The 19,628-nt window shown below is 71.9% G+C and carries 18 protein-coding genes; 15 read left to right on the forward strand and 3 right to left on the reverse strand.

What is annotated here, in order from left to right; translation table 11 throughout:
• Positions 1–50: 50 nt before the first annotated feature.
• Positions 51–878: a peptidylprolyl isomerase gene (locus tag ACFV1J_RS20635; RefSeq protein ID WP_385860143.1), complete on the reverse strand. Its 828-nt coding sequence runs from the start codon at positions 876–878 to the stop codon at positions 51–53.
• Between the two features lie 161 nt (positions 879–1,039).
• Between ACFV1J_RS20635 and ACFV1J_RS20640 the strand changes: the two genes are divergently transcribed.
• From ACFV1J_RS20640 to ACFV1J_RS20655, 4 genes are all read left to right on the forward strand, one after another.
• On the forward strand, positions 1,040–1,753 hold the full coding sequence (locus tag ACFV1J_RS20640; protein ID WP_385860145.1) for an MBL fold metallo-hydrolase: 714 nt from the start codon (positions 1,040–1,042) through the stop codon (positions 1,751–1,753).
• A gap of 11 nt (positions 1,754–1,764) precedes the next feature.
• Positions 1,765–3,027 (forward strand): histidine--tRNA ligase, encoded by a 1,263-nt coding sequence (gene hisS, locus ACFV1J_RS20645; protein WP_385860147.1) that lies wholly within the window; start codon positions 1,765–1,767, stop codon positions 3,025–3,027.
• A 208-nt stretch (positions 3,028–3,235) separates the two neighbouring features.
• On the forward strand, positions 3,236–3,877 hold the full coding sequence (locus tag ACFV1J_RS20650) for a vitamin K epoxide reductase family protein (protein WP_385860149.1): 642 nt from the start codon (positions 3,236–3,238) through the stop codon (positions 3,875–3,877).
• Positions 3,878–3,976: 99 nt separating this feature from the next.
• The gene (locus tag ACFV1J_RS20655) at positions 3,977–5,347 is read left to right on the forward strand and encodes a replication-associated recombination protein A (protein ID WP_385860152.1); all 1,371 of its coding nucleotides are present in this window, start codon (positions 3,977–3,979) and stop codon (positions 5,345–5,347) included.
• A 39-nt stretch (positions 5,348–5,386) separates the two neighbouring features.
• Here ACFV1J_RS20655 and ACFV1J_RS20660 read toward each other — a convergent pair whose 3' ends face one another.
• Entirely contained in the window at positions 5,387–6,139 is a 753-nt protein-coding gene (locus ACFV1J_RS20660; protein ID WP_385860330.1) for a DUF2470 domain-containing protein, read from the reverse strand.
• Positions 6,140–6,327: 188 nt separating this feature from the next.
• Here ACFV1J_RS20660 and rpsD point away from each other — a divergent pair, with 188 nt between their 5' ends.
• Entirely contained in the window at positions 6,328–6,939 is a 612-nt protein-coding gene (gene rpsD / locus ACFV1J_RS20665; RefSeq protein ID WP_261952560.1) for a 30S ribosomal protein S4, read from the forward strand.
• 22 nt (positions 6,940–6,961) lie between these two features.
• Here rpsD and ACFV1J_RS20670 read toward each other — a convergent pair whose 3' ends face one another.
• The gene (locus tag ACFV1J_RS20670; protein ID WP_385860155.1) at positions 6,962–9,193 is read right to left on the reverse strand and encodes an ATP-binding protein; all 2,232 of its coding nucleotides are present in this window, start codon (positions 9,191–9,193) and stop codon (positions 6,962–6,964) included.
• Positions 9,194–9,381: 188 nt separating this feature from the next.
• Between ACFV1J_RS20670 and ACFV1J_RS20675 the strand changes: the two genes are divergently transcribed.
• The 10 genes from ACFV1J_RS20675 (at position 9,382) to aroQ (ending at position 19,397) form a co-directional block, all read left to right on the forward strand.
• Positions 9,382–9,798 (forward strand): DUF948 domain-containing protein, encoded by a 417-nt coding sequence (locus ACFV1J_RS20675; protein WP_385860333.1) that lies wholly within the window; start codon positions 9,382–9,384, stop codon positions 9,796–9,798.
• Positions 9,799–9,806: 8 nt separating this feature from the next.
• Entirely contained in the window at positions 9,807–10,151 is a 345-nt protein-coding gene (locus ACFV1J_RS20680) for a DUF6167 family protein (protein ID WP_385860157.1), read from the forward strand.
• The gene (gene alaS, locus ACFV1J_RS20685; RefSeq protein ID WP_385860159.1) at positions 10,151–12,820 is read left to right on the forward strand and encodes an alanine--tRNA ligase; all 2,670 of its coding nucleotides are present in this window, start codon (positions 10,151–10,153) and stop codon (positions 12,818–12,820) included. The genes ACFV1J_RS20680 and alaS overlap by 1 nt, the downstream gene beginning before the upstream one ends.
• A gap of 14 nt (positions 12,821–12,834) precedes the next feature.
• On the forward strand, positions 12,835–13,299 hold the full coding sequence (gene ruvX / locus ACFV1J_RS20690; RefSeq protein WP_385860335.1) for a Holliday junction resolvase RuvX: 465 nt from the start codon (positions 12,835–12,837) through the stop codon (positions 13,297–13,299).
• A 128-nt stretch (positions 13,300–13,427) separates the two neighbouring features.
• Complete coding sequence (mltG, locus tag ACFV1J_RS20695; RefSeq protein WP_385860161.1) at positions 13,428–15,176, forward strand: endolytic transglycosylase MltG; 1,749 nt, start codon at positions 13,428–13,430, stop codon at positions 15,174–15,176.
• The gene (locus tag ACFV1J_RS20700) at positions 15,173–16,000 is read left to right on the forward strand and encodes a shikimate dehydrogenase (protein WP_385860163.1); all 828 of its coding nucleotides are present in this window, start codon (positions 15,173–15,175) and stop codon (positions 15,998–16,000) included. The genes mltG and ACFV1J_RS20700 overlap by 4 nt, the downstream gene beginning before the upstream one ends.
• Positions 16,001–16,124: 124 nt before the next feature.
• On the forward strand, positions 16,125–17,309 hold the full coding sequence (gene aroC, locus ACFV1J_RS20705; RefSeq protein ID WP_385860165.1) for a chorismate synthase: 1,185 nt from the start codon (positions 16,125–16,127) through the stop codon (positions 17,307–17,309).
• Complete coding sequence (locus ACFV1J_RS20710) at positions 17,306–17,863, forward strand: shikimate kinase (RefSeq protein WP_385860168.1); 558 nt, start codon at positions 17,306–17,308, stop codon at positions 17,861–17,863. Before aroC ends, ACFV1J_RS20710 begins: the two co-directional genes overlap by 4 nt.
• Positions 17,860–18,951: a 3-dehydroquinate synthase gene (gene aroB, locus ACFV1J_RS20715; RefSeq protein WP_385860170.1), complete on the forward strand. Its 1,092-nt coding sequence runs from the start codon at positions 17,860–17,862 to the stop codon at positions 18,949–18,951. The genes ACFV1J_RS20710 and aroB overlap by 4 nt, the downstream gene beginning before the upstream one ends.
• On the forward strand, positions 18,948–19,397 hold the full coding sequence (gene aroQ, locus ACFV1J_RS20720; RefSeq protein ID WP_261952570.1) for a type II 3-dehydroquinate dehydratase: 450 nt from the start codon (positions 18,948–18,950) through the stop codon (positions 19,395–19,397). The genes aroB and aroQ overlap by 4 nt, the downstream gene beginning before the upstream one ends.
• The last annotated feature ends 231 nt before the right edge of the window (positions 19,398–19,628 follow it).

Raw genomic sequence — 19,628 nt, forward strand, 5'->3', positions numbered from 1 at the left:
GCGGTCGGCTGTCCGCATCCAGCGCGACCGAAATTCCGCCCGGCGGCCGGTCAGGACCTCGTGACGGTCGCCCGGTCGATCACGACGGTGGCGTGCGGCGCGGTGTTGTTGGTCTGCGGATCGGGGGCCGTCGCCCCGGCCGCGGCGATCTTGCGCAGCACGTCCATACCGCCGGTGATCGTGCCGAACGGCGTGTAGTTGGCGGGCAGCTTGCTGTCCTGGAAGACGAGGAAGAACTGGCTGCCGCCGGAGTTGCGGGTCTTGGGGTTCGTGCCGTCGTAGCTGTTGGCCATCGCGACCGTGCCCGCCGGGTAGACGCCGCCCTTGAGCCGCGGGTCCTTGAGGTTCTCGTCCGGGATCGTGTAGCCGGGGGAGCCGCTGCCGGTGGCCGTCGGGTCGCCGCACTGCAGCACGTGGATGCCCTGGTCCACCAGGCGGTGGCACCGGCTGTGGTCGAAGAATCCCTGACCGGCCAGGAAGGCGAAGGAGTTGACGGTGTGCGGCGCCTTGCCGGCGTCCAGCTTCAGGCCGATCGTGCCGCAGGTCGTCGCCAGCTTCACGGTGTAGGAGGCCGAGGTGTCGATCGACATCTTCGGCTCCTTCTTCCAGGTCCGCTGCGAGGGCTTGCCCTTCGCGGGCGTGCGGCAGGGGTCGTCCGGCCGGTGACCGCCCGCCGCCCGGTCGGACGTCCGGTCGTCGCCGCCGATCAGCGCGGTGGAGGCGTAGACGGCCCCGCCGGCGGCCAGCGCGACGGCCACCGCGCCGGCGATGACGGTGTTGCGGCGCCTGGCCTTGCGCTGGGCGGCGGTCCGCCGCTGCTGCTGGCGCGCGTACTTCTCCCGGGCGAGCTGCCGCCGCCGCTGATCCTTGCTGACCACCGACTCGTCTCCTTGTCCGATCACCGATCGCTGAGGTGCGCCGTCGCCGTACCGTAATACGGGTTCGCCCTGCCGGGAGTCCCGCCGGTAGGCTCTGGAGCTGCCGAGATGTCCGGGAGCGGCCCCGCGGCCGCCCGCCACACCGATCCTTAAGGACGAACGTGCTGATTGCCGGGTTCCCCGCCGGGGCCTGGGGCACCAACTGCTACTTGGTCGCCCCCGCCGCAGGCGAGGAGTGCGTGATCATCGACCCGGGCCACCAGGCCGCCCAGGGAGTCGAGGACGCGGTCAGGAAGCATCGGCTCAAGCCCGTCGCGGTCGTCCTCACCCACGGCCACATCGACCACGTCGCGTCGGTCGTCCCCGTGTGCGGCGCGCACGACGTCCCGGCCTGGATCCACCCCGAGGACCGCTACATGATGACCGACCCGGAGAAGGCCCTGGGCCTCTCCGTCGGCCAGCAGCTCATGGGCGACCTCACCGTGGGGGAGCCCGACGACGTCAAGGAGCTGAGTGACGGTGCCGTCCTTGAACTCGCCGGAATGGAGTTCTCGGTCGCGCACGCTCCGGGCCATACCAAGGGGTCGGTGACGTTCCGGATGCCCGAGCAGGCCGACATCCCGCCGGTCTTCTTCTCGGGCGACCTGCTGTTCGCCGGCTCCATCGGACGCACCGATCTGCCGGGCGGCGACCACGCCGAGATCCTCCGGTCACTGGCCCGCGTGTGCCTGCCGCTGGACGACTCGACCGTGGTCCTCTCCGGCCACGGCCCCCAGACCACCATCGGCCGCGAGCGCGCCACCAACCCCTTCCTTCGCGAGGTGGCCGCCGGCCTCGGAGACGGCGTCCGCGCCGCTCCACGACGAGGAATGTGACGAGAAGCTTCGTGAGCACCTTCAAGGCCCCCAAGGGCACCTACGACCTGATCCCGCCGCAGTCCGCCACCTACCTCGCGGTGCGCGAGGCGATCGCCGCGCCGCTCAAGAACTCCGGCTACGGCTACATCGAGACCCCCGGTTTCGAGAACGTCGAGCTGTTCGCGCGCGGTGTCGGTGAGTCCACCGACATCGTGACCAAGGAGATGTACGCCTTCGAGACCAAGGGCGGCGACCGGATCGCGCTGCGCCCCGAGGGCACCGCGTCCGTGCTGCGCGCCGCGCTGGAGGCCAACCTCCACAAGGCCGGCAACCTCCCGGTCAAGTTGTGGTACTCCGGCTCGTACTACCGCTACGAGCGTCCGCAGAAGGGCCGTTACCGCCACTTCTCCCAGGTCGGTGCCGAGGCGATCGGTGCCGAGGACCCGGCGCTGGACGCCGAGTTGATCATCCTGGCCGACCAGGCGTACCGCTCGCTGGGCCTGCGCAACTTCCGCATCCTGCTCAACTCGCTGGGTGACAAGGAGTGCCGCCCCGTCTACCGCGCCGCGCTGCAGGACTTCCTGCGCGACCTGGACCTGGACGAGGACACCCGGCGCCGGGTCGACATCAACCCGCTGCGCGTCCTGGACGACAAGCGCGACGCGGTGCAGAAGCAGCTGACCGGGGCGCCGATGCTGCGCGACTACCTCTGCGAGGCCTGCAAGGCCTACCACGAGCAGGTGCGCGAGCTGCTGACCGCGGCGGGCGTGGCCTACGAGGACGACGAGAAGCTGGTCCGCGGCCTGGACTACTACACCCGCACCACCTTCGAGTTCGTCCACGACGGCCTGGGTTCGCAGTCCGCGGTCGGTGGCGGCGGCCGCTACGACGGCCTGTCGGAGATGATCGGCGGCCCGGCGCTGCCGTCCGTCGGCTGGGCGCTCGGCGTGGACCGTACGGTGCTGGCCCTGGAGGCGGAGGGCGTCACGCTCGACATCCCGGCGGCCACCACCGTCTACGCCGTCCCGCTGGGCGAGGAGGCCCGCCGGGTGCTGTTCGGCGCGGTCACCGAGCTGCGCCGGGCCGGCGTCGCCACCGACTTCGCGTACGGCGGCAAGGGCCTGAAGAACGCCATGAAGTCCGCCAACCGCTCCGGTGCGCGGCTGGCGCTGGTCGCCGGCGAGCGCGACCTGGCCGAGGGCGTCGTCCAGCTGAAGGACCTGGAGAGCGGCGAGCAGACGCCGGTCGCGCTGGACGCGGTGACCGAAGAGGTCCGGCGCCGGCTGGGCTGAGCGCCTTCGGACGACGAGGCATCGAGGGGCCCGGGCGGTGGTGACCGTCCGGGTCCCCTCGCGTCAACGCCCGCCCCCGGGGTTCCTCCGCTTTATGCGCAGCGAACGGCCCGTTGTGGTGGGGTTGGGGCACAATGAGGGACGCGGCCGCGGGCCCGCTTGCCGCGGCCCCGGCCCCCATTTCCCAAGGGATCGACGGAACGGCGATATGACGACGACAGCGGTTGACGACGTGTCCATCGACGACGACCACGCGAGCGGCGCGCGCACCCTCGGCGCGGGCCGCGGCCTCGGGCTGCTGCTGGTGATCACCGGCGCGCTGGGCATCCTGGCCGCCTGGGTCATCACCCTGGACAAGTTCGAGCTGCTGAAGGACCCGAACTTCAAGCCGGCCTGCAGCCTCAACCCGATCATCTCCTGCGGCAGCGTCATGCAGAGCGAGCAGGCGGAGGTCTTCGGGTTCCCCAACCCGATGGCCGGGCTGGTCGGCTTCGGCGTGGTCGTGGCGATCGGCATGGCCGTCCTGGCCGGTGCCCGCTTCCGCCGCTGGTACTGGATCGGCCTGAACATCGGCACCGGGCTCGCCGCGGTCTTCTGCATGTGGCTGATGACCCAGTCGCTGTACAGCATCAACGCGCTGTGCCTGTGGTGCACGCTCACCTGGTGCGTGACGATCCTGATGTTCTGGTACACCACCGCGCACAACATCAAGCACGGCGTCATCCCGGCCCCCGCGGGCGTGCGGAACGCGGTCGTGGAGTTCCACTGGGTCGTGCCGGTCCTCTGGTACGGCGTGATCGCGCTGCTGATCCTGACCCGCTGGTGGTCGTACTGGAGCAGCCTGCTGTAGGGAACCGTCCTCCCGCTCGTGTGGGAGGCCCGCCCGCGCCCCGGCCCGTCCCCGACGGTCGCCGGGGCGTTGTCAGTGGGGTGGCATAGGCTCGTGAGCGTGGAGCCCGACCTGTTCACCGCCGCCGCCGAAGAACGCCAGGAGAAGGACCCCGCGGGGTCTCCGCTCGCCGTGCGGATGCGCCCGCGCACCCTCGACGAAGTCGTGGGCCAGCAGCATCTGCTCAAGCCCGGCTCCCCGCTGCGCCGCCTGGTCGGCGAGGGCAGCGGAGGTCCGGCCGGGCCGTCGTCGGTGTTCCTGTGGGGCCCGCCCGGCACCGGCAAGACGACCCTGGCGTACGTCGTCAGCCAGGCGACGAACAAGCGCTTCGTGGAGCTCTCCGCGATCACCGCCGGCGTCAAGGAGGTCCGCGCGGTCATCGACGGCGCCCGCCGTGCCTCCGGGGGGTACGGCAAGGAGACGGTGCTCTTCCTCGACGAGATCCACCGTTTCAGCAAGGCCCAGCAGGACTCGCTGCTGCCCGCCGTGGAGAACCGCTGGGTCACCCTGATCGCCGCGACGACCGAGAACCCGTACTTCTCGGTGATCTCCCCGCTGCTCTCCCGTTCGCTGCTGCTGACCCTCGAACCGCTCACGGACGACGATCTGCGCGCCCTGCTGCGCCGGGCGCTGACCGACGCCCGCGGGCTGGCCGGGGCCGTCACGCTCCCCGAGGACACCGAGGCGCATCTGTTGCGGATCGCGGGCGGCGACGCCCGGCGCGCGCTGACCGCCCTGGAGGCGGGCGCCGGATCCGCGCTGGCCAAGGGGGAGAAGGAGGTCACCCTCCGGACCCTGGAGGAGTCCGTCGACCGCGCCGCGGTGAAGTACGACCGGTCCGGTGACCAGCACTACGACGTCGCCAGCGCGCTGATCAAGTCGATCCGCGGCTCGGACGTCGATGCCGCGCTGCACTACCTCGCGCGGATGATCGAGGCGGGGGAGGACCCGCGGTTCATCGCCCGGCGGCTGATGATCTCGGCGAGCGAGGACATCGGCCTGGCCGATCCGACGGCGCTGCAGACCGCGGTCGCCGCCGCCCAGGCCGTGGCGCTGATCGGTTTCCCGGAGGCGCGGATCACGCTGAGCCAGGCCACCATCGCCCTCGCCCTGGCGCCGAAGTCGAACGCCGCCTATCTGGCCATCGACGCCGCGCTGGCGGACGTCCGGGCCGGCAAGGCCGGCGCGGTGCCGCTCCATCTGCGCGACAGCCACTACAAGGGCGCCCAGAAGCTCGGCCACGGCCATGGCTACCAGTACCCGCACGACCTGCCCGGCGGTATCGCGGCCCAGCAGTACGCCCCGGACGAGGTGCACGGCAAGCGCTATTACGAGCCCACCCGCCACGGCGCCGAGGCCCGTTACGCCGACGTGGCCGACCGGGTCCGGGCCCGTCTGCGCGGCGCCTCGGGGGAGCCGTCCGCCGAGTAGCCACCGCCGGCATCGGCCCAAGTGGCCCTCCTGCGCGGCCTATTGGGCCGCGGCCTCGAAGAGCGTGTGCATCGCCCGCCGCAGCTCGGTCACGTCCCGTACCGGCTCGGGGAAGTCGAAGCGGGCGTCGAAGGAGCGCTGTGCGGGGTCGGTGAAGCGGACCCGCAGCCCGAAGCGGTCCAGGGCCACCGGTACGGCCCTCTCGCGTGCCCCGCAGACCCGGCCGCGCTCGCCCAGCAGTGTGCACAGCCCGCGGACCTGCTCGCCGTGCGCCGCGGCCAGGTGCTGCAGCAGCTCGGTCTCGTGGGCGACCAGCGGATCGGGCGCTGCGGCCGCGAAGTCGTCCGGCTCGACCGGCCCGGCGCCCCAGAGGTCGTCCACCGCGCCCTCGCCGACCTCCAGGCGCAGCATCATCCAGGCGGTCCGTCCGGACAGTCCCGGTGCCGGCTCCGGGTGCAGCGCCTCGCCGAGTCCGAGCAGTTCGCCGACCGGGTGCCGCTCGGCGAGCAGCAGCGCGGCCTCGGCGCGCCGACCGTTGCGTACGGGGGTCAGCCAGCCGGCCAGCCAGGCCCGTCCGCGGATCCGGTGGGGCACCGAGACCGGTGCCACATCCGTGATCTCCATCACGGCGGTCAGGTCGTCGTCCTGGGCGTATGCGGCCGCCCGGGCCGCCGCACAGTCGCCCGGGACAAGCAACAGCACGTCTCCGTCGGGCGTTACGGTCCGGCAGACCGGAGCGGTCAGCCCGGTCCCGTCAGGATCCTCGACGCCGGGGACGCTCAGCGACGCCATACCATGGGACTCGACGAGAGTGCGTACGCGCTCGGCGGCGGTGGGCTGCTGCTGGGCGTCTTCCATGGGACGCGGCTGACCCGTCCCGGTGCTCTGAGCGGCACCCGGCAGGGGGATCCCAGGTCGAAACATGCGTTCTCCTCGCGCTAAGGTAAGCCTCACCTAACTTACATGGAGGAACGTTCCACGTGAACCAGTCGCGTCCCAAGGTCAAGAAGTCACGCGCCCTCGGCATCGCGCTGACGCCCAAGGCGGTCAAGTACTTCGAGGCCCGTCCCTACCCGCCCGGCGAGCACGGCCGCGGCCGCAAGCAGAGCAGCGACTACAAGGTCCGTCTGCTGGAGAAGCAGCGTCTGCGCGCGCAGTACGACATCAGCGAGCGCCAGATGGCCCGCGCCTACGACCGCGCCCGGAAGGCCGAGGGCAAGACGGGCGAGGCCCTGGTGGTCGAGCTGGAGCGCCGTCTGGACGCGCTCGTCCTGCGTTCGGGCATCGCCCGGACCATCTACCAGGCCCGCCAGATGGTCGTCCACGGCCACATCGCGGTCAACGACCGCAAGGTCGACAAGCCGTCCTTCCGCGTCCGCCCCGGCGACGTCGTGATGGTCCGCGAGCGCAGCCGCGAGAAGCACCCCTTCCAGGTCGCGCGCGAGGGTGGCTACGCCCCCGACGGCGAGACCCCGCGCTACCTGGAGGTCAACCTCCCGGCGCTGGCGTTCCGTCTGGACCGGGACCCCAACCGCAAGGAGATCCCGGTGATCTGCGACGAGCAGCTCGTCGTCGAGTACTACGCCCGCTGACCGCTCCGCAGGCGTCGCACCCTCAGCCCGCCGTCTCCCCGCCGCTCGCGGAGGGGGAGGCGGCGGGCTCGTGCGTGGCCGGCGGTGCGATCCGCACCGCACGGCGCGGCGCCGGCAGCGGGCCGGCCGGCCGCAGGACCCGGGCCACCGCCGCGTCCAGGTCGAGCCGGCCGCCCTCCCGCAGACAGCGCTCGTAGGCCCCGTCCCCCAGCTCCCGCCGGGCCCGCTCCTCGCACAGCGCGTGCGGCCGGCTGAAGTAGCGCGAGCCGAACAGCGGCAGGCCCACCGACGGCCAGATCCGCCCCGCGGCGCCCTGCAGCACCGCCGCCTCCGCCGGATCGCCCTCGCCCACCGTCACCAGCGCCAGCAGCTCGATCGCGAGCACCGCGCCCAGCAGGTCGTGGAAGGTGTGGTCGATGGCCAGGCACTCCTCCAGCAGCACCCGGGCCCGCCCGTCCTCGCCCCGCGACCATGCCGCGAAGGCCAGCACGAACAGCGCGTACGCCAGCGTCCAGCGCTCCCCGTGGTCCTCGCACACCTCCCGGACGTCCTCGCACAGCCGCACCGCGTCCGCCAGCTCGCCCTGGAAGGCCACCGCCATCGCCAGCTCGACCTGCCCCATCAGCACATTGCTGTTGAGCTCGCCGATCTCCCGGTAGCGGGCCAGCGCGCCGCGCAGCAGTTCCTCGGCCCGCGGCATGTCGTCACAGACCAGTGCCAGACAGCCGGTCCGGTGCAGCGCGTAGGCGGCCGCGGTGGCGTTCCCGGTCCGCTCGGCCTCCTCGCTGCACTCCTGCAACGCCCCCAGCGCACCCACGGTGTCCCCCTGGAGCACCGCCACGTAACCGGCCACCCACAGCGCCTTCAGCCGGGCGTCGTCATGGCCGCCGTCCAGCTCCAGTGCCCGGTCCAGCCAGTGCCGGCCCTCCGACAGCCGCCCGCAGCCGACCCAGTAGAACCACAGCGTGCCCGCCAGGTACTGCCCCAGATGCGTCTCGGTGGCGCTCTGCAGGCTCTGCTCCAGCGCCATCCGCAGATTGGGCAGCTCGGCCTCGATCCGGGCCGCGATCTCCGCCTGACGTGAGCTGAACCAGTCCAGCTCGCACCACGTCGCCAGCCCCAGGTACCAGTCCCTGTGCCGTCGCCGCAGCCGCTCGGCGTCGTGCGTCGCCTCCAGCCAGCCCGCGCCGTAGGCCCGCACGGTGTCCAGCATCCGGTAGCGCACCCCGGCCGCGGTCTCCTCCCGGACCAGCACCGACTGGGCGACCAACTCCTCCAGGATGTCCAGGAGTTCGTCGGCCGGCAGCTCCGGGCCCGAGCAGACGTATTCCGCCGCCTCCAGGTCGAACTGCCCGGCGAACACCGACAGCCGCGCCCACAGCAGCCGCTCCCCGGGTGTGCACAGCTCATGGCTCCAGCCGATCGCGCAGCGCAGCGTCCGGTGGCGGGGCAGCGCGCCCCGGGCCCGGCCGGTCAGCAGCCGGAACCGGTCGTCGAGCCGGAGCAGCACCTGGTCCACCGACAGCGCCCGCAGCCGCCCGGCGGCCAGCTCCAGCGCGAGCGGGATGCCGTCCAGGCGGTCGCAGAGCTCGTCGACCGCGGCCTCGTTCGCCCGCCCGACGGTGAAGCCCGGAACGACGGCCGCGGCCCGGTCGGCGAACAGCGCCGCCGCATCGCCCCCGGGCAGCGGCGCCAGCGGCAGCAGCTGCTCGCCCGCGATCCCCAGCGGCCGCCGGCCGGCCGCCAGCACCCGCAGCCCCGGCGCGCGGCGCAGCAGTTCGGCGGTCAGCCCGGCGCAGGCGTCGACCAGATGCTCGTAGCCGTCCAGGACGAGCAGCAGTTCACGGCCGGCCAGGTGGTCGCAGAGCGCGGCGCGCACCGGGCGGCCGCTGTGGTCGGCCAGCGCCAGCGCCTCGGCGACCGCGTGGTCCAGGAGGTGGGGCTCGCTCAGGGTGGCCAGTTCGACCAGCCACACCCCATCGCAGAAGCGATCCTGCAAGATCGCCGAACCATGCTGGACCAGCCGGGACTTACCCACCCCGCCGAGCCCGGTGACGGTCACCAGACGGGCCGCCCCCACCTGCCGGACCAGCTCGGCCAGCTCGTCGTCGCGGCCGATGAACCGGTTCGGCTCCGCGGGGAGATTGCCCGGCCCGCCCGGCGGCCCGTCCGTCCCGCGGGGCGGCCTCCCCGGTCCTCCCGGACCGTCGGGAGAGGGGCCGGAAGCGGGCGCGGGGCCCGTGAAGCGTCGCATGGCACACGGAGCGTACTCGGCGGGATGCGGACCGTACAATCACCTCTCCGGATTCCGCGGACACCCCCGTCCCGGCGCGGAGAACTGGGTACGGACGGACAGTCACGGCGCGATAAGGTCAAGGTTGCCGTTCGAGCAGGACGAAACCAGACCAGTCGGAGAGTGGTGCCAACGTGTCCGGTGGAGAGGTGGCCGGGATCCTCGTGGCCGTCTTCTGGGCGATCCTCGTGTCGTTCCTCGCCCTCGTGCTGGTGAGGCTCGCACAGACGCTGAAGGCGACGACGAAGATGGTGGCCGAGGTGTCCGAGCAGGCCGTGCCGCTGCTGGCCGACGCCTCCGCGACCGTCCGCTCCGCGCACACCCAGCTGGCGCGCGTCGACGCGATCGCCGCCGACGTCCAGGAGGTCACCGCGAACGCCTCCGCGCTCTCCTCGACCGTCTCCTCCGCCTTCGGCGGACCGCTGGTCAAGGTGGCCGCGTTCGGCTACGGCGTGCGCCGCGCGATCGGCAAGAAGGGCGCACCCGAGCCGCGCCGCACCGTCGTCGGCCGTACCCTGCCCGGCGCCCGCCGCGGCGGGCGCCGCAACCGCCGCTCCAAGGACTGATCACCGCGATGTTCCGCCGCGCATTCTGGTTCACCACCGGCGCCGCCGCCGGGGTGTGGGCCACCAACAAGGTCCACCAAAAGCTGCGCAAGCTGCAGCCCGACAGCCTCGCCGCGCAGGCCGCGGACAAGGCCGTCGAGACCGGACACCGGCTGCGCCAATTTGCATTGGACGTACGCAGCGGAATGGCGGACCGTGAAGAGCAGTTGCACGAGGCACTCGGCCTGAGCACGCCGGCCGAGCCGCGCGAGCTGCCCGCACCGCGGCGCGCGGTGCTCGAAGGACACCACCGAACCACGAGAACAACCGGACCGACCGGTCTGACCGGACCGACTGGAAAAGAGGACCACTGATGGAGTCGGCTGAAATCCGCAGGCGCTGGCTGCGCTTCTTCGAGGAGCGCGGGCACACCGTCGTGCCGTCGGCGTCGCTCATCGCGGACGACCCGACGCTGCTGCTGGTCAACGCGGGCATGGTCCCCTTCAAGCCGTACTTCCTCGGCGAGGTCACGCCGCCCTACAAGACGGCCACCAGCGTCCAGAAGTGCGTCCGCACGCCGGACATCGAGGAGGTCGGCAAGACCACCCGGCACGGCACGTTCTTCCAGATGTGCGGCAACTTCTCCTTCGGTGACTACTTCAAGGAAGGCGCCATCAAGTACGCCTGGGAGCTGCTGACCAGCTCGCAGGCCGACGGGGGCTACGGCCTCGACCCGGAGAAGCTCTGGATCACCGTCTACCTCGACGACGACGAGGCCGAGCGGATCTGGCACGAGGTCGTCGGCGTGCCCAAGGAGCGCATCCAGCGCCTGGGCAAGAAGGAGAACTACTGGTCCATGGGCGTTCCCGGCCCGTGCGGCCCGTGCTCCGAGATCAACTACGACCGCGGCCCCGAATTCGGCGTCGAGGGCGGCCCGGCCGTCAACGACGAGCGGTACGTGGAGATCTGGAACCTGGTCTTCATGCAGTACGAGCGCGGCGCGGGCACCGGCAAGGAGGACTTCGAGATCCTCGGCGAGCTGCCCAGCAAGAACATCGACACCGGCCTCGGCCTGGAACGCCTGGCGATGATCCTCCAGGGCGTCCACAACATGTACGAGACCGACACCCTGCGCGTCGTCATCGACAAGGCCACCGAGCTCACCGGCGTCCGCTACGGCTCCACCGACGGCGCCGACGTCTCGCTGCGCGTGGTCGCCGACCACCTCCGCACGTCCACGATGCTCATCGGCGACGGCGTCACCCCCGGCAACGAGGGCCGCGGCTACGTCCTGCGCCGCATCATGCGCCGCGCCATCCGCAACATGCGCCTGCTCGGCGCCACCGGCCCGGTCGTCGGCGAGCTGCTGGACGTGGTCATCAGGACCATGGGCCAGCAGTACCCCGAGCTGCTGGAGGACCGCCGCCGCATCGAGACGGTCGCCCTCGCCGAGGAGGCCGCCTTCCTCAAGACGCTGAAGGCCGGCACCAACATCCTCGACACCGCCGTCACGGACACCAAGGCCGCCGGCTCCTCGGTCCTCCCCGGCGACAAGGCCTTCCTGCTCCACGACACCTGGGGCTTCCCGATCGACCTCACCCTCGAAATGGCCGCCGAGCAGGGCCTGTCGGTCGACGAGGACGGCTTCCGCCGCCTGATGAAGGAGCAGCGGGAGCGCGCCAAGGCCGACGCCCAGGCCAAGAAGCACGGCCACGCCGACCTCGGCGCCTACCGCGAGATCGCCGACACCGCCGGCGCCACCGACTTCGTCGGCTACGCCTCCACCGAGGGCGAGTCCACGGTCGTCGGCCTGCTGGTCAACGGCGCCTCCTCGCCGGCCGCCACCGAGGGCGACGAGGTCGAGGTCGTCCTGGACCGCACCCCGTTCTACGCCGAGGGCGGTGGCCAGATCGGTGACACCGGCCGCATCAAGCTGGACAACGGCGCGGTGGTCGAGGTCCGCGACTGCCAGAAGCCGGTTCCGGGCGTGTACGTCCACAAGGGCGTCGTGCAGGTCGGCGAGGTCACGGTCGGCGCCACGGCCCACGCCACCATCGACGTGGCCCGCCGCCGCGCCATCGCCCGCGCCCACTCCGCCACCCACCTCACGCACCAGGCGCTGCGCGACGCCCTCGGCCCGACGGCCGCCCAGGCCGGTTCGGAGAACCAGCCCGGCCGCTTCCGTTTCGACTTCGGTTCGCCGTCCGCCGTGCCCACGGCCGTGATGACGGACGTCGAGCAGAAGATCAACGAGGTCCTGGCCCGCGAGCTCGACGTGCAGGCCGAGATCATGTCGATGGACGACGCCAAGAAGCAGGGCGCCATCGCCGAGTTCGGCGAGAAGTACGGCGAGCGGGTGCGCGTCGTCACCATCGGCGACTTCTCCAAGGAGCTGTGCGGCGGCACGCATGTGCACAACACCGCCCAGCTGGGCCTGGTGAAGCTGCTCGGCGAATCGTCCATCGGCTCCGGCGTGCGCCGCATCGAGGCCCTGGTCGGCGTCGACGCGTACAACTTCCTCGCCAAGGAGCACACGGTCGTCGCCCAGCTCCAGGAGCTGGTCAAGGGCCGTTCCGAGGAGCTGCCGGAGAAGATCTCGGCGATGCTCGGCAAGCTCAAGGACGCCGAGAAGGAGATCGAGAAGTTCCGCGCCGAGAAGGTGCTCCAGGCCGCCGCCGGGCTCGCCGAGGGCGCCCGGGACGTCCGCGGTGTGGCCGTTGTCACGGGCCAGGTCCCGGACGGCACGGCCGCCGACGACCTGCGCAAGCTGGTCCTCGACGTACGGGGCCGCATCCAGGGCGGCCGGGCCGCCGTCGTGGCGCTCTTCTCGGTCGCGGGCGGCCGCCCGGTGACGGTCATCGCCACCAACGAAGCCGCCCGCGAGCGCGGCATCAAGGCCGGTGACCTGGTCCGTAGCGCCGCCAAGACGCTCGGCGGCGGTGGCGGCGGCAAGCCGGACGTCGCCCAGGGCGGCGGCCAGAACCCGGCCGCGGTGCCCGAGGCCATCGAGGCCGTCGAGCGCCTGGTCGCCGAGGCGGCCTGACGCGGGTGAGTGAGATGCGACGCGGCCGGCGCCTCGCGGTCGATGTCGGGGACGCCCGTATCGGGGTCGCCTCGTGCGACCCCGACGGGGTCCTCGCCACCCCCGTCGAGACCGTCCCGGGACGTGACGTCCCGTCAGCGCACCGCCGCCTCAAGGCGATCGTCGAGGAGTACGAACCCCTCGAGGTCGTGGTCGGCCTGCCCCGCTCCCTCAGTGGGGGAGAGGGGCCGGCCGCGGCCAAGGTGCGGGCATTCGCCCAGGAACTGGCGCAGAACATCGCACCCGTAGGGGTCCGGCTGGTCGACGAGCGGATGTCGACGGTCACCGCGACCCAGGGCCTGCGGGCCTCCGGCGTGCGCAGCAAGAAGGGCCGGTCGGTCGTCGACCAGGCGGCCGCGGTGGTCATTCTGCAGAGCGCACTGGAAACCGAACGCCTGTCCGGGGAACCTCCGGGCGAGAGCGTCGAAGTGGTCATCTGATCGCGATACGGTAACGTGCCGCGCGATGCGGCGGTGGTTCGAACAGCCGCACGTGCAAGTAGAGGCGGATCGGTACAGCAAGCGCGTTGCCCGTACGGAGCGCACCGCCTCTCGGCTCTAGGGGATCGATGACCGAGTATGGCCGGGGCTACGGCTCCGAACCGTGGCACCCCGAGGACCCGCTCTACGGAGACCAGGGGCCTTACGGAGGCCAGGCGCAGCAGCCGCAGTGGGGCGGGCAGCAGCCCGCCCCGCAGCACCCCGCGGATCCCCAGCAGCACCCTGCGCAGCACTACGACAGAGGCTGGGACGGCTCCTCGACCGGGCAACTGCCGGCCTACGACCCGTACGACCCCTACGCCGCCCAGCAGCCCCCGGCCGATCCCTACGCCGGAGCGGGCCAGGACTACTACGGCCATCAGGACCCGTACCAGCAGCAGCCGCACCACGGGCAGCAGCAGGCACCGCCGCACCCACAGCAGCAGGTGCCGCACCAGCAGCCGTACCCGCCCGGCCAGTACGAACAGCAGCCCGCCGCGGCACCGTACGAGGACACCGGGTACGAGACCGCCGCCTACGAGCACGTACCCTACGAGAACGCCCCCTACGAGAACACCGCCTACGGGGACGACCCGGGCGACGACTGGCGGGCCGATCCCGAGCGGCCGCGGGACCCGGAGGCCGATCACTCGTTCTTCGCCGACGAGGACGCGGACGGGTACCCCGACGACGAACCGGGCGACCGCCGGGACGGCCGCGAGCGGCGCGGCAAACGGAACGGCAAGAAGAACAAACGCCGCAGCGGCACCGCCTGCCTGGTCATGACCCTGGTGTTCGCCGGCGCGGTCGGCACCGTCGGCTATTTCGGCTACGACTTCTTCATGGCCCACTTCGGCTCGGCGCCCGATTACGAGGGCGAGGGCTCCGGTTCGGTCCAGGTCGACATTCCGGATGGTTCGACGGGCCTGGAAATGGGCCAGATCCTCGCGAAAAAGGGCGTGATCAAGAGCGCCGGGGCCTTCACCGAGGCGGCCGACGACAACAAGAAGGCCAGGTCGCTCCAGCCCGGTACCTATTCGCTGCGCAAGCAGATGTCCGCGGCCTCGGCCATCGAGCTGATGCTGGACCCGAAGAGCCGTAACGGCCTCACGATCCAGGAGGGGCTCCGGGCGGCCACGGTCTACAAGCTGATCGACAAGAAGCTCAAGCTCAAGCCGGGGACCACCAAGGACATAGCGCACAGCCAGGCCAAGAACCTCGGACTGCCGTCCTGGGCCGACGACTCCCCGAAGATAAAGGACCCACTGGAGGGCTTCCTCTACCCGTCCACCTACAGCGTGGGCGACAAGGCGAAGCCGGCCACGGTCCTCCGGCAGATGGTGTCGCGGGCCAATCAGGTCTACGCGAAGTACGACCTGGAGAACAAGGCGCGCGAATTCCACCTCTCCTCGCCGCTGCAATTGCTCACCGTCGCCAGCCTCACCCAGGCCGAGGGCAAGTACAAGCACGACTTCGTCAAGGTCGCGCGGGTCGTCTACAACCGCCTCAAGCCGAACAACACCGAGACCTACGGCCTGCTCGACTTCGACTCGACGGTGAACTACGCCCGGTCCCAGAGCACCCTGGACACCGGCTCCGTCGACGATCTGCGGCACTTCAACGACCCCTACAACACCTACAAGTTCAAGGGACTTCCGCCCGGGCCGATCGGCAATCCCGGTGAGGTGGCGATCAATTCCGCCATCAACCCGGCCAAGGGAAACTGGTACTACTTCGTCTCGATCAGCCCGGAGAAGACGCTGTTCGCCGAGACGAACGAAGAGCACGAGCGGAACCGCCGCATTTACGAACAGGAACACAAGAAGGCGAAGCAATGAGTCCCACACGCCGTGCGGCGGTACTCGGATCGCCCATTGCGCACTCCCTTTCCCCGGTGCTGCACCGTGCCGCCTATGACGCACTCGGTCTGACCGGATGGGAATACGGCCGGCACGAGGTCGACGAGGCCGCGCTGCCCGGATTCGTCGAAAAGCTCGGGCCGGAGTGGGCCGGGCTCTCGCTGACCATGCCGCTCAAGCGCGCGGTGATCCCGCTGCTCGACGAGATCACCCCCACCGCGGCCTCGATCGAGGCGGTCAACACCGTCGTCTTCACCGCCGAAGGCCGCCGGCGCGGCGACAACACCGACATTCCCGGCCTGCTCGCCGCGCTGCGCGAGCGCGGCGTCCAGCAGGTCGAGCGGGCCTCGGTGCTGGGCGCCGGAGCCACCGCCTCCTCGGCCCTCGCCGCGCTCTCCCGCATCTGCACCGGCGAGGTCACCGCGTACGTCCGCAGCGAGGCCCGCGCCGACGAGATGCGCGGCTGGGGCGAGCGGCTCGGCGTCACCGTCCGCACCGCCCCGTGGGAACGGGCCGCCGAGGCCTTCGCCGCCCCGCTGACCATCGCCACCACCCCCGCCGGCACCACCGACGCCCTCGCCGCCGCCGTCCCGGACCGGCCCGGCACGCTCTTCGACGTCCTCTACGAGCCCTGGCCGACCGCGCTCGCCGGCGCCTGGGCCGAGCGCGGCGGCGCGGTGGTCGGCGGCCTGGACCTCCTGGTGCACCAGGCCGTGCTGCAGGTGGAACAGATGACCGGCCGCTCGCCCGCCCCCCTGGCCGCCATGCGCGCGGCCGGCGAGGCCGCCCTCGCGGCCCGCTGAGCCACCGGACGCATCCCCACGCGGACGCCGGGGTCCGCTTCCTGGACTCGACGCCGCCGCTCCCGCGTGACGTGGGAGGATCAGGGGGAGACCGTACGCGGATGAGCAGTACTGAGGAGCACCGTTGAGCAGGTTGCGCTGGCTGACGGCGGGGGAGTCGCACGGCCCCGCATTGGTGGCGACGCTGGAGGGCCTTCCGGCCGGCGTCCCGATCACCACGGAGCTGGTGGCGGACGCCCTGGCGCGCCGCCGGCTGGGTTACGGCCGCGGTGCCCGGATGAAGTTCGAGCGCGACGAGGTCACGTTCCTGGGCGGGGTGCGGCACGGCCTGTCGCTGGGTTCCCCGGTGGCGATCATGGTGGGCAACACCGAGTGGCCCAAGTGGGAGCAGGTGATGGCGGCCGACCCGGTGGACGAGGCGGAGCTGGCCGCGCTGGCCCGTAACGCGCCGCTGACCCGTCCCCGCCCCGGCCACGCCGACCTCGCTGGTATGCAGAAGTACGGTTTCGACGAGGCGCGGCCCATCCTGGAGCGTGCCTCGGCCCGGGAGACGGCGGCGCGGGTGGCGCTGGGCGCGGTGGCGCGTTCCTTCCTGAAGGAGACCGCGGGCATCGAGATCGTCTCGCATGTCGTCGAGCTGTGCTCCGTCAAGGCCCCGCAGGGCGTGTACCCCACGCCGGCCGACGTCGAGAAGCTGGACGCCGACCCGCTGCGCTGCCTGGACGCGGACGCCTCGAAGGCGATGGTCGCGGAGGTCGACCAGGCCCACAAGGACGGCGACACCCTGGGCGGTGTGGTCGAGGTGCTGGCCTACGGCGTTCCCGTCGGCCTCGGCTCGCACGTGCACTGGGACCGCAAGCTGGACGCCCGGCTCGCCGGTGCCCTGATGGGCATCCAGGCGATCAAGGGCGTCGAGATCGGCGACGGCTTCGAGCTGGCCCGGGTGCCCGGCTCCAAGGCGCACGACGAGATCGTGGGCACGCCCGAGGGCATCCGGCGCGTCTCCGGCCGCGCGGGCGGCACCGAGGGCGGCCTGAGCACCGGCGAGCTGCTGCGGGTGCGGGCCGCGATGAAGCCGATCGCGACCGTGCCGCGCGCCCTGAAGACCGTGGACGTCACCACGGGCGAGCCGGCCCAGGCCCACCACCAGCGCTCCGACGTCTCCGCCGTGCCGGCCGCCGGGATCGTCGCCGAGGCGATGGTCGCGCTCGTGCTCGCCGACGCCGTGGTGGAGAAGTTCGGCGGCGACAGCGTGGCCGAGACCCGCCGCAACGTGCGGGGCTTCCTCGACAACCTGGCGATCAAATGACGTCCCCGGTCGTCGTGTTGATCGGCCCGCCCGGTGCCGGTAAGTCCACGGTGGGCGCACTGCTGGCCGAGCGGCTGGGGGTCGGCTACCGGGACACCGACGCGGACGTCGTCGCCACCGCCGGCCGGCCGATCGCCGAGATCTTCATCGACGAGGGCGAGGCGCACTTCCGCGAGCTGGAGCGGGAGGCGGTCCGGAGCGCGCTCGCCGAGCACCCGGGCGTGCTCGCGCTCGGCGGCGGCGCGGTCCTCGACGAGGGCACCCGGAAGCTGCTGACCGGGCTGCCGGTGGTCTTCCTCGACGTCGAACTCGCCGACGCCGTCAAGCGGGTGGGCCTCGACGCCCCCCGTCCGCTGCTCGCGGTCAACCCGCGCAAGCAGTGGCGCGAACTGATGGAACGACGCCGTCCGCTCTACACCGAGGTCGCGCGCGCCGTGATCCCCACGGCGGAGCGCACCCCCGGGCAGGTCGCCGGGGCGATCCTGGACGCATTGGAGCTGTGGCCGGCCGCGGGCGGTGCCCCGCAGGCGGCCCACAGGGAGGAGAACGCATGACGGAGCAGGCCACCCGGATCCAGGTCGGCGGCACCGCGGGCACCGACCCGTACGAGGTGCTCGTCGGGCGGCAGCTGCTCGGTGAACTCCCGGGCCTGATCGGCGACGGCGTGAAGCGGGTCGCCGTGCTGCACCCGGAGGCGCTGGCCGCCACCGGTGACGCACTGCGCGAGGACCTCGCCTCCCAGGGCTACGACGCGATCGCCGTCCAGCTGCCGAACGCCGAGGAGTCCAAGACGGTCGAGGTCGCGGCGTACTGCTGGAAGGCGCTGGGACAGTCCGGCTTCACCCGCAGCGATGTGATCGTCGGCGTCGGCGGCGGGGCCACCACCGACCTGGCCGGTTTCGTCGCCGCCACCTGGCTGCGCGGGGTGCGCTGGATCGCGATCCCCACCACCGTCCTGGGCATGGTCGACGCCGCGGTCGGCGGCAAGACCGGCATCAACACCGCCGAGGGCAAGAACCTCGTCGGCGCCTTCCACCCGCCGGCCGGGGTGCTGTGCGACCTGGCCGCGCTGGACACCCTGCCGGTGCACGACTACGTCTCCGGCCTGGCCGAGGTCATCAAGGCCGGTTTCATCGCCGACCCGGTGATCCTCGACCTGATCGAGGCGGACCCCGAGGCCGCCAAGCGCCCCGACGGCGCGCACACCGCCGAGCTGATCGAGCGGGCCATCCGGGTCAAGGCCGAGGTGGTCTCCGCGGACCTCAAGGAGTCCGGTCTGCGGGAGATCCTCAACTACGGCCACACCCTCGCGCACGCCATCGAGAAGAACGAGCGCTACAACTGGCGGCACGGCGCGGCGGTCTCCGTCGGCATGGTCTTCGCCGCCGAACTCGGCCGGATCGCCGGCCGGTTGGACGACGCCACCGCCGACCGGCACCGCGCGGTGCTGGCCTCCGTCGGGCTGCCGCTTACCTACCGCGGCGACCAGTGGCCCAAGCTGCTGGAGACCATGAAGGTCGACAAGAAGTCCCGCGGCGACCGGCTGCGCTTCATCGTCCTGGACGGCCTGGCCAAGCCGACCGTCCTGGAGGGCCCGGACCCGGCCATGCTGCTGGCCGCGCACGCGGAGATCGCCTCATGAGCGGCGCCCTGCGACGGGTACTCGTCCTGAACGGTCCCAACCTCGGCCGGCTGGGCTCCCGCGAGCCCGATGTCTACGGTGCCACCTCCTACGCCGGACTGGTCGAGGAGTGCGCCCGGCTCGGCAAGGAGCTGGGCCTGGAGGCCGAGGTCCGGGAGACCAACGACGAGGGCGAGATGATCCGCTGGCTGCACGAGGCCGCCGACGGAGCCGTCCCGGTCGTCATCAACCCCGGTGCGTTCACGCACTATTCGTACGGAATGCGGGATGCGGCCGCCCAGCGCACCGCCCCGCTCATCGAGGTGCACATCTCCAATCCGTACGCCCGCGAGCAGTTCCGCCACACCTCGGTCATCGCGGCCGTGGCCAGTGGCACGGTGGCCGGATTCGGCATCGGCTCGTACCGGCTCGCGCTGCGCGCGCTGGCCGAGGAACTGAACGACTGACGCGTCCCCACGGGCGCTTCGGGCCCGCCCCCGGCCGTTCACGCGGTGCGTGCCGGGGGTAGGAGGTCCCCCGGCGCGCCGCCGGGAGGGTACCGTTCGCAAGCAGTACCACCCCACGCCGGCGGCCGTGGGCCCAACGGCCCCTGGGGGCCGGTGGGTTACCGCACGGCGCACCGGGCAGTCCGGCCCGGCGCCGTGCTCCGCACCACGTCGACCGCACGAGACGGAGAG

The sequence above is a fragment of the Streptomyces sp. NPDC059649 genome, assembly GCF_042734445.1.
Taxonomy (GTDB): Bacteria; Actinomycetota; Actinomycetes; order Streptomycetales; family Streptomycetaceae; genus Streptomyces.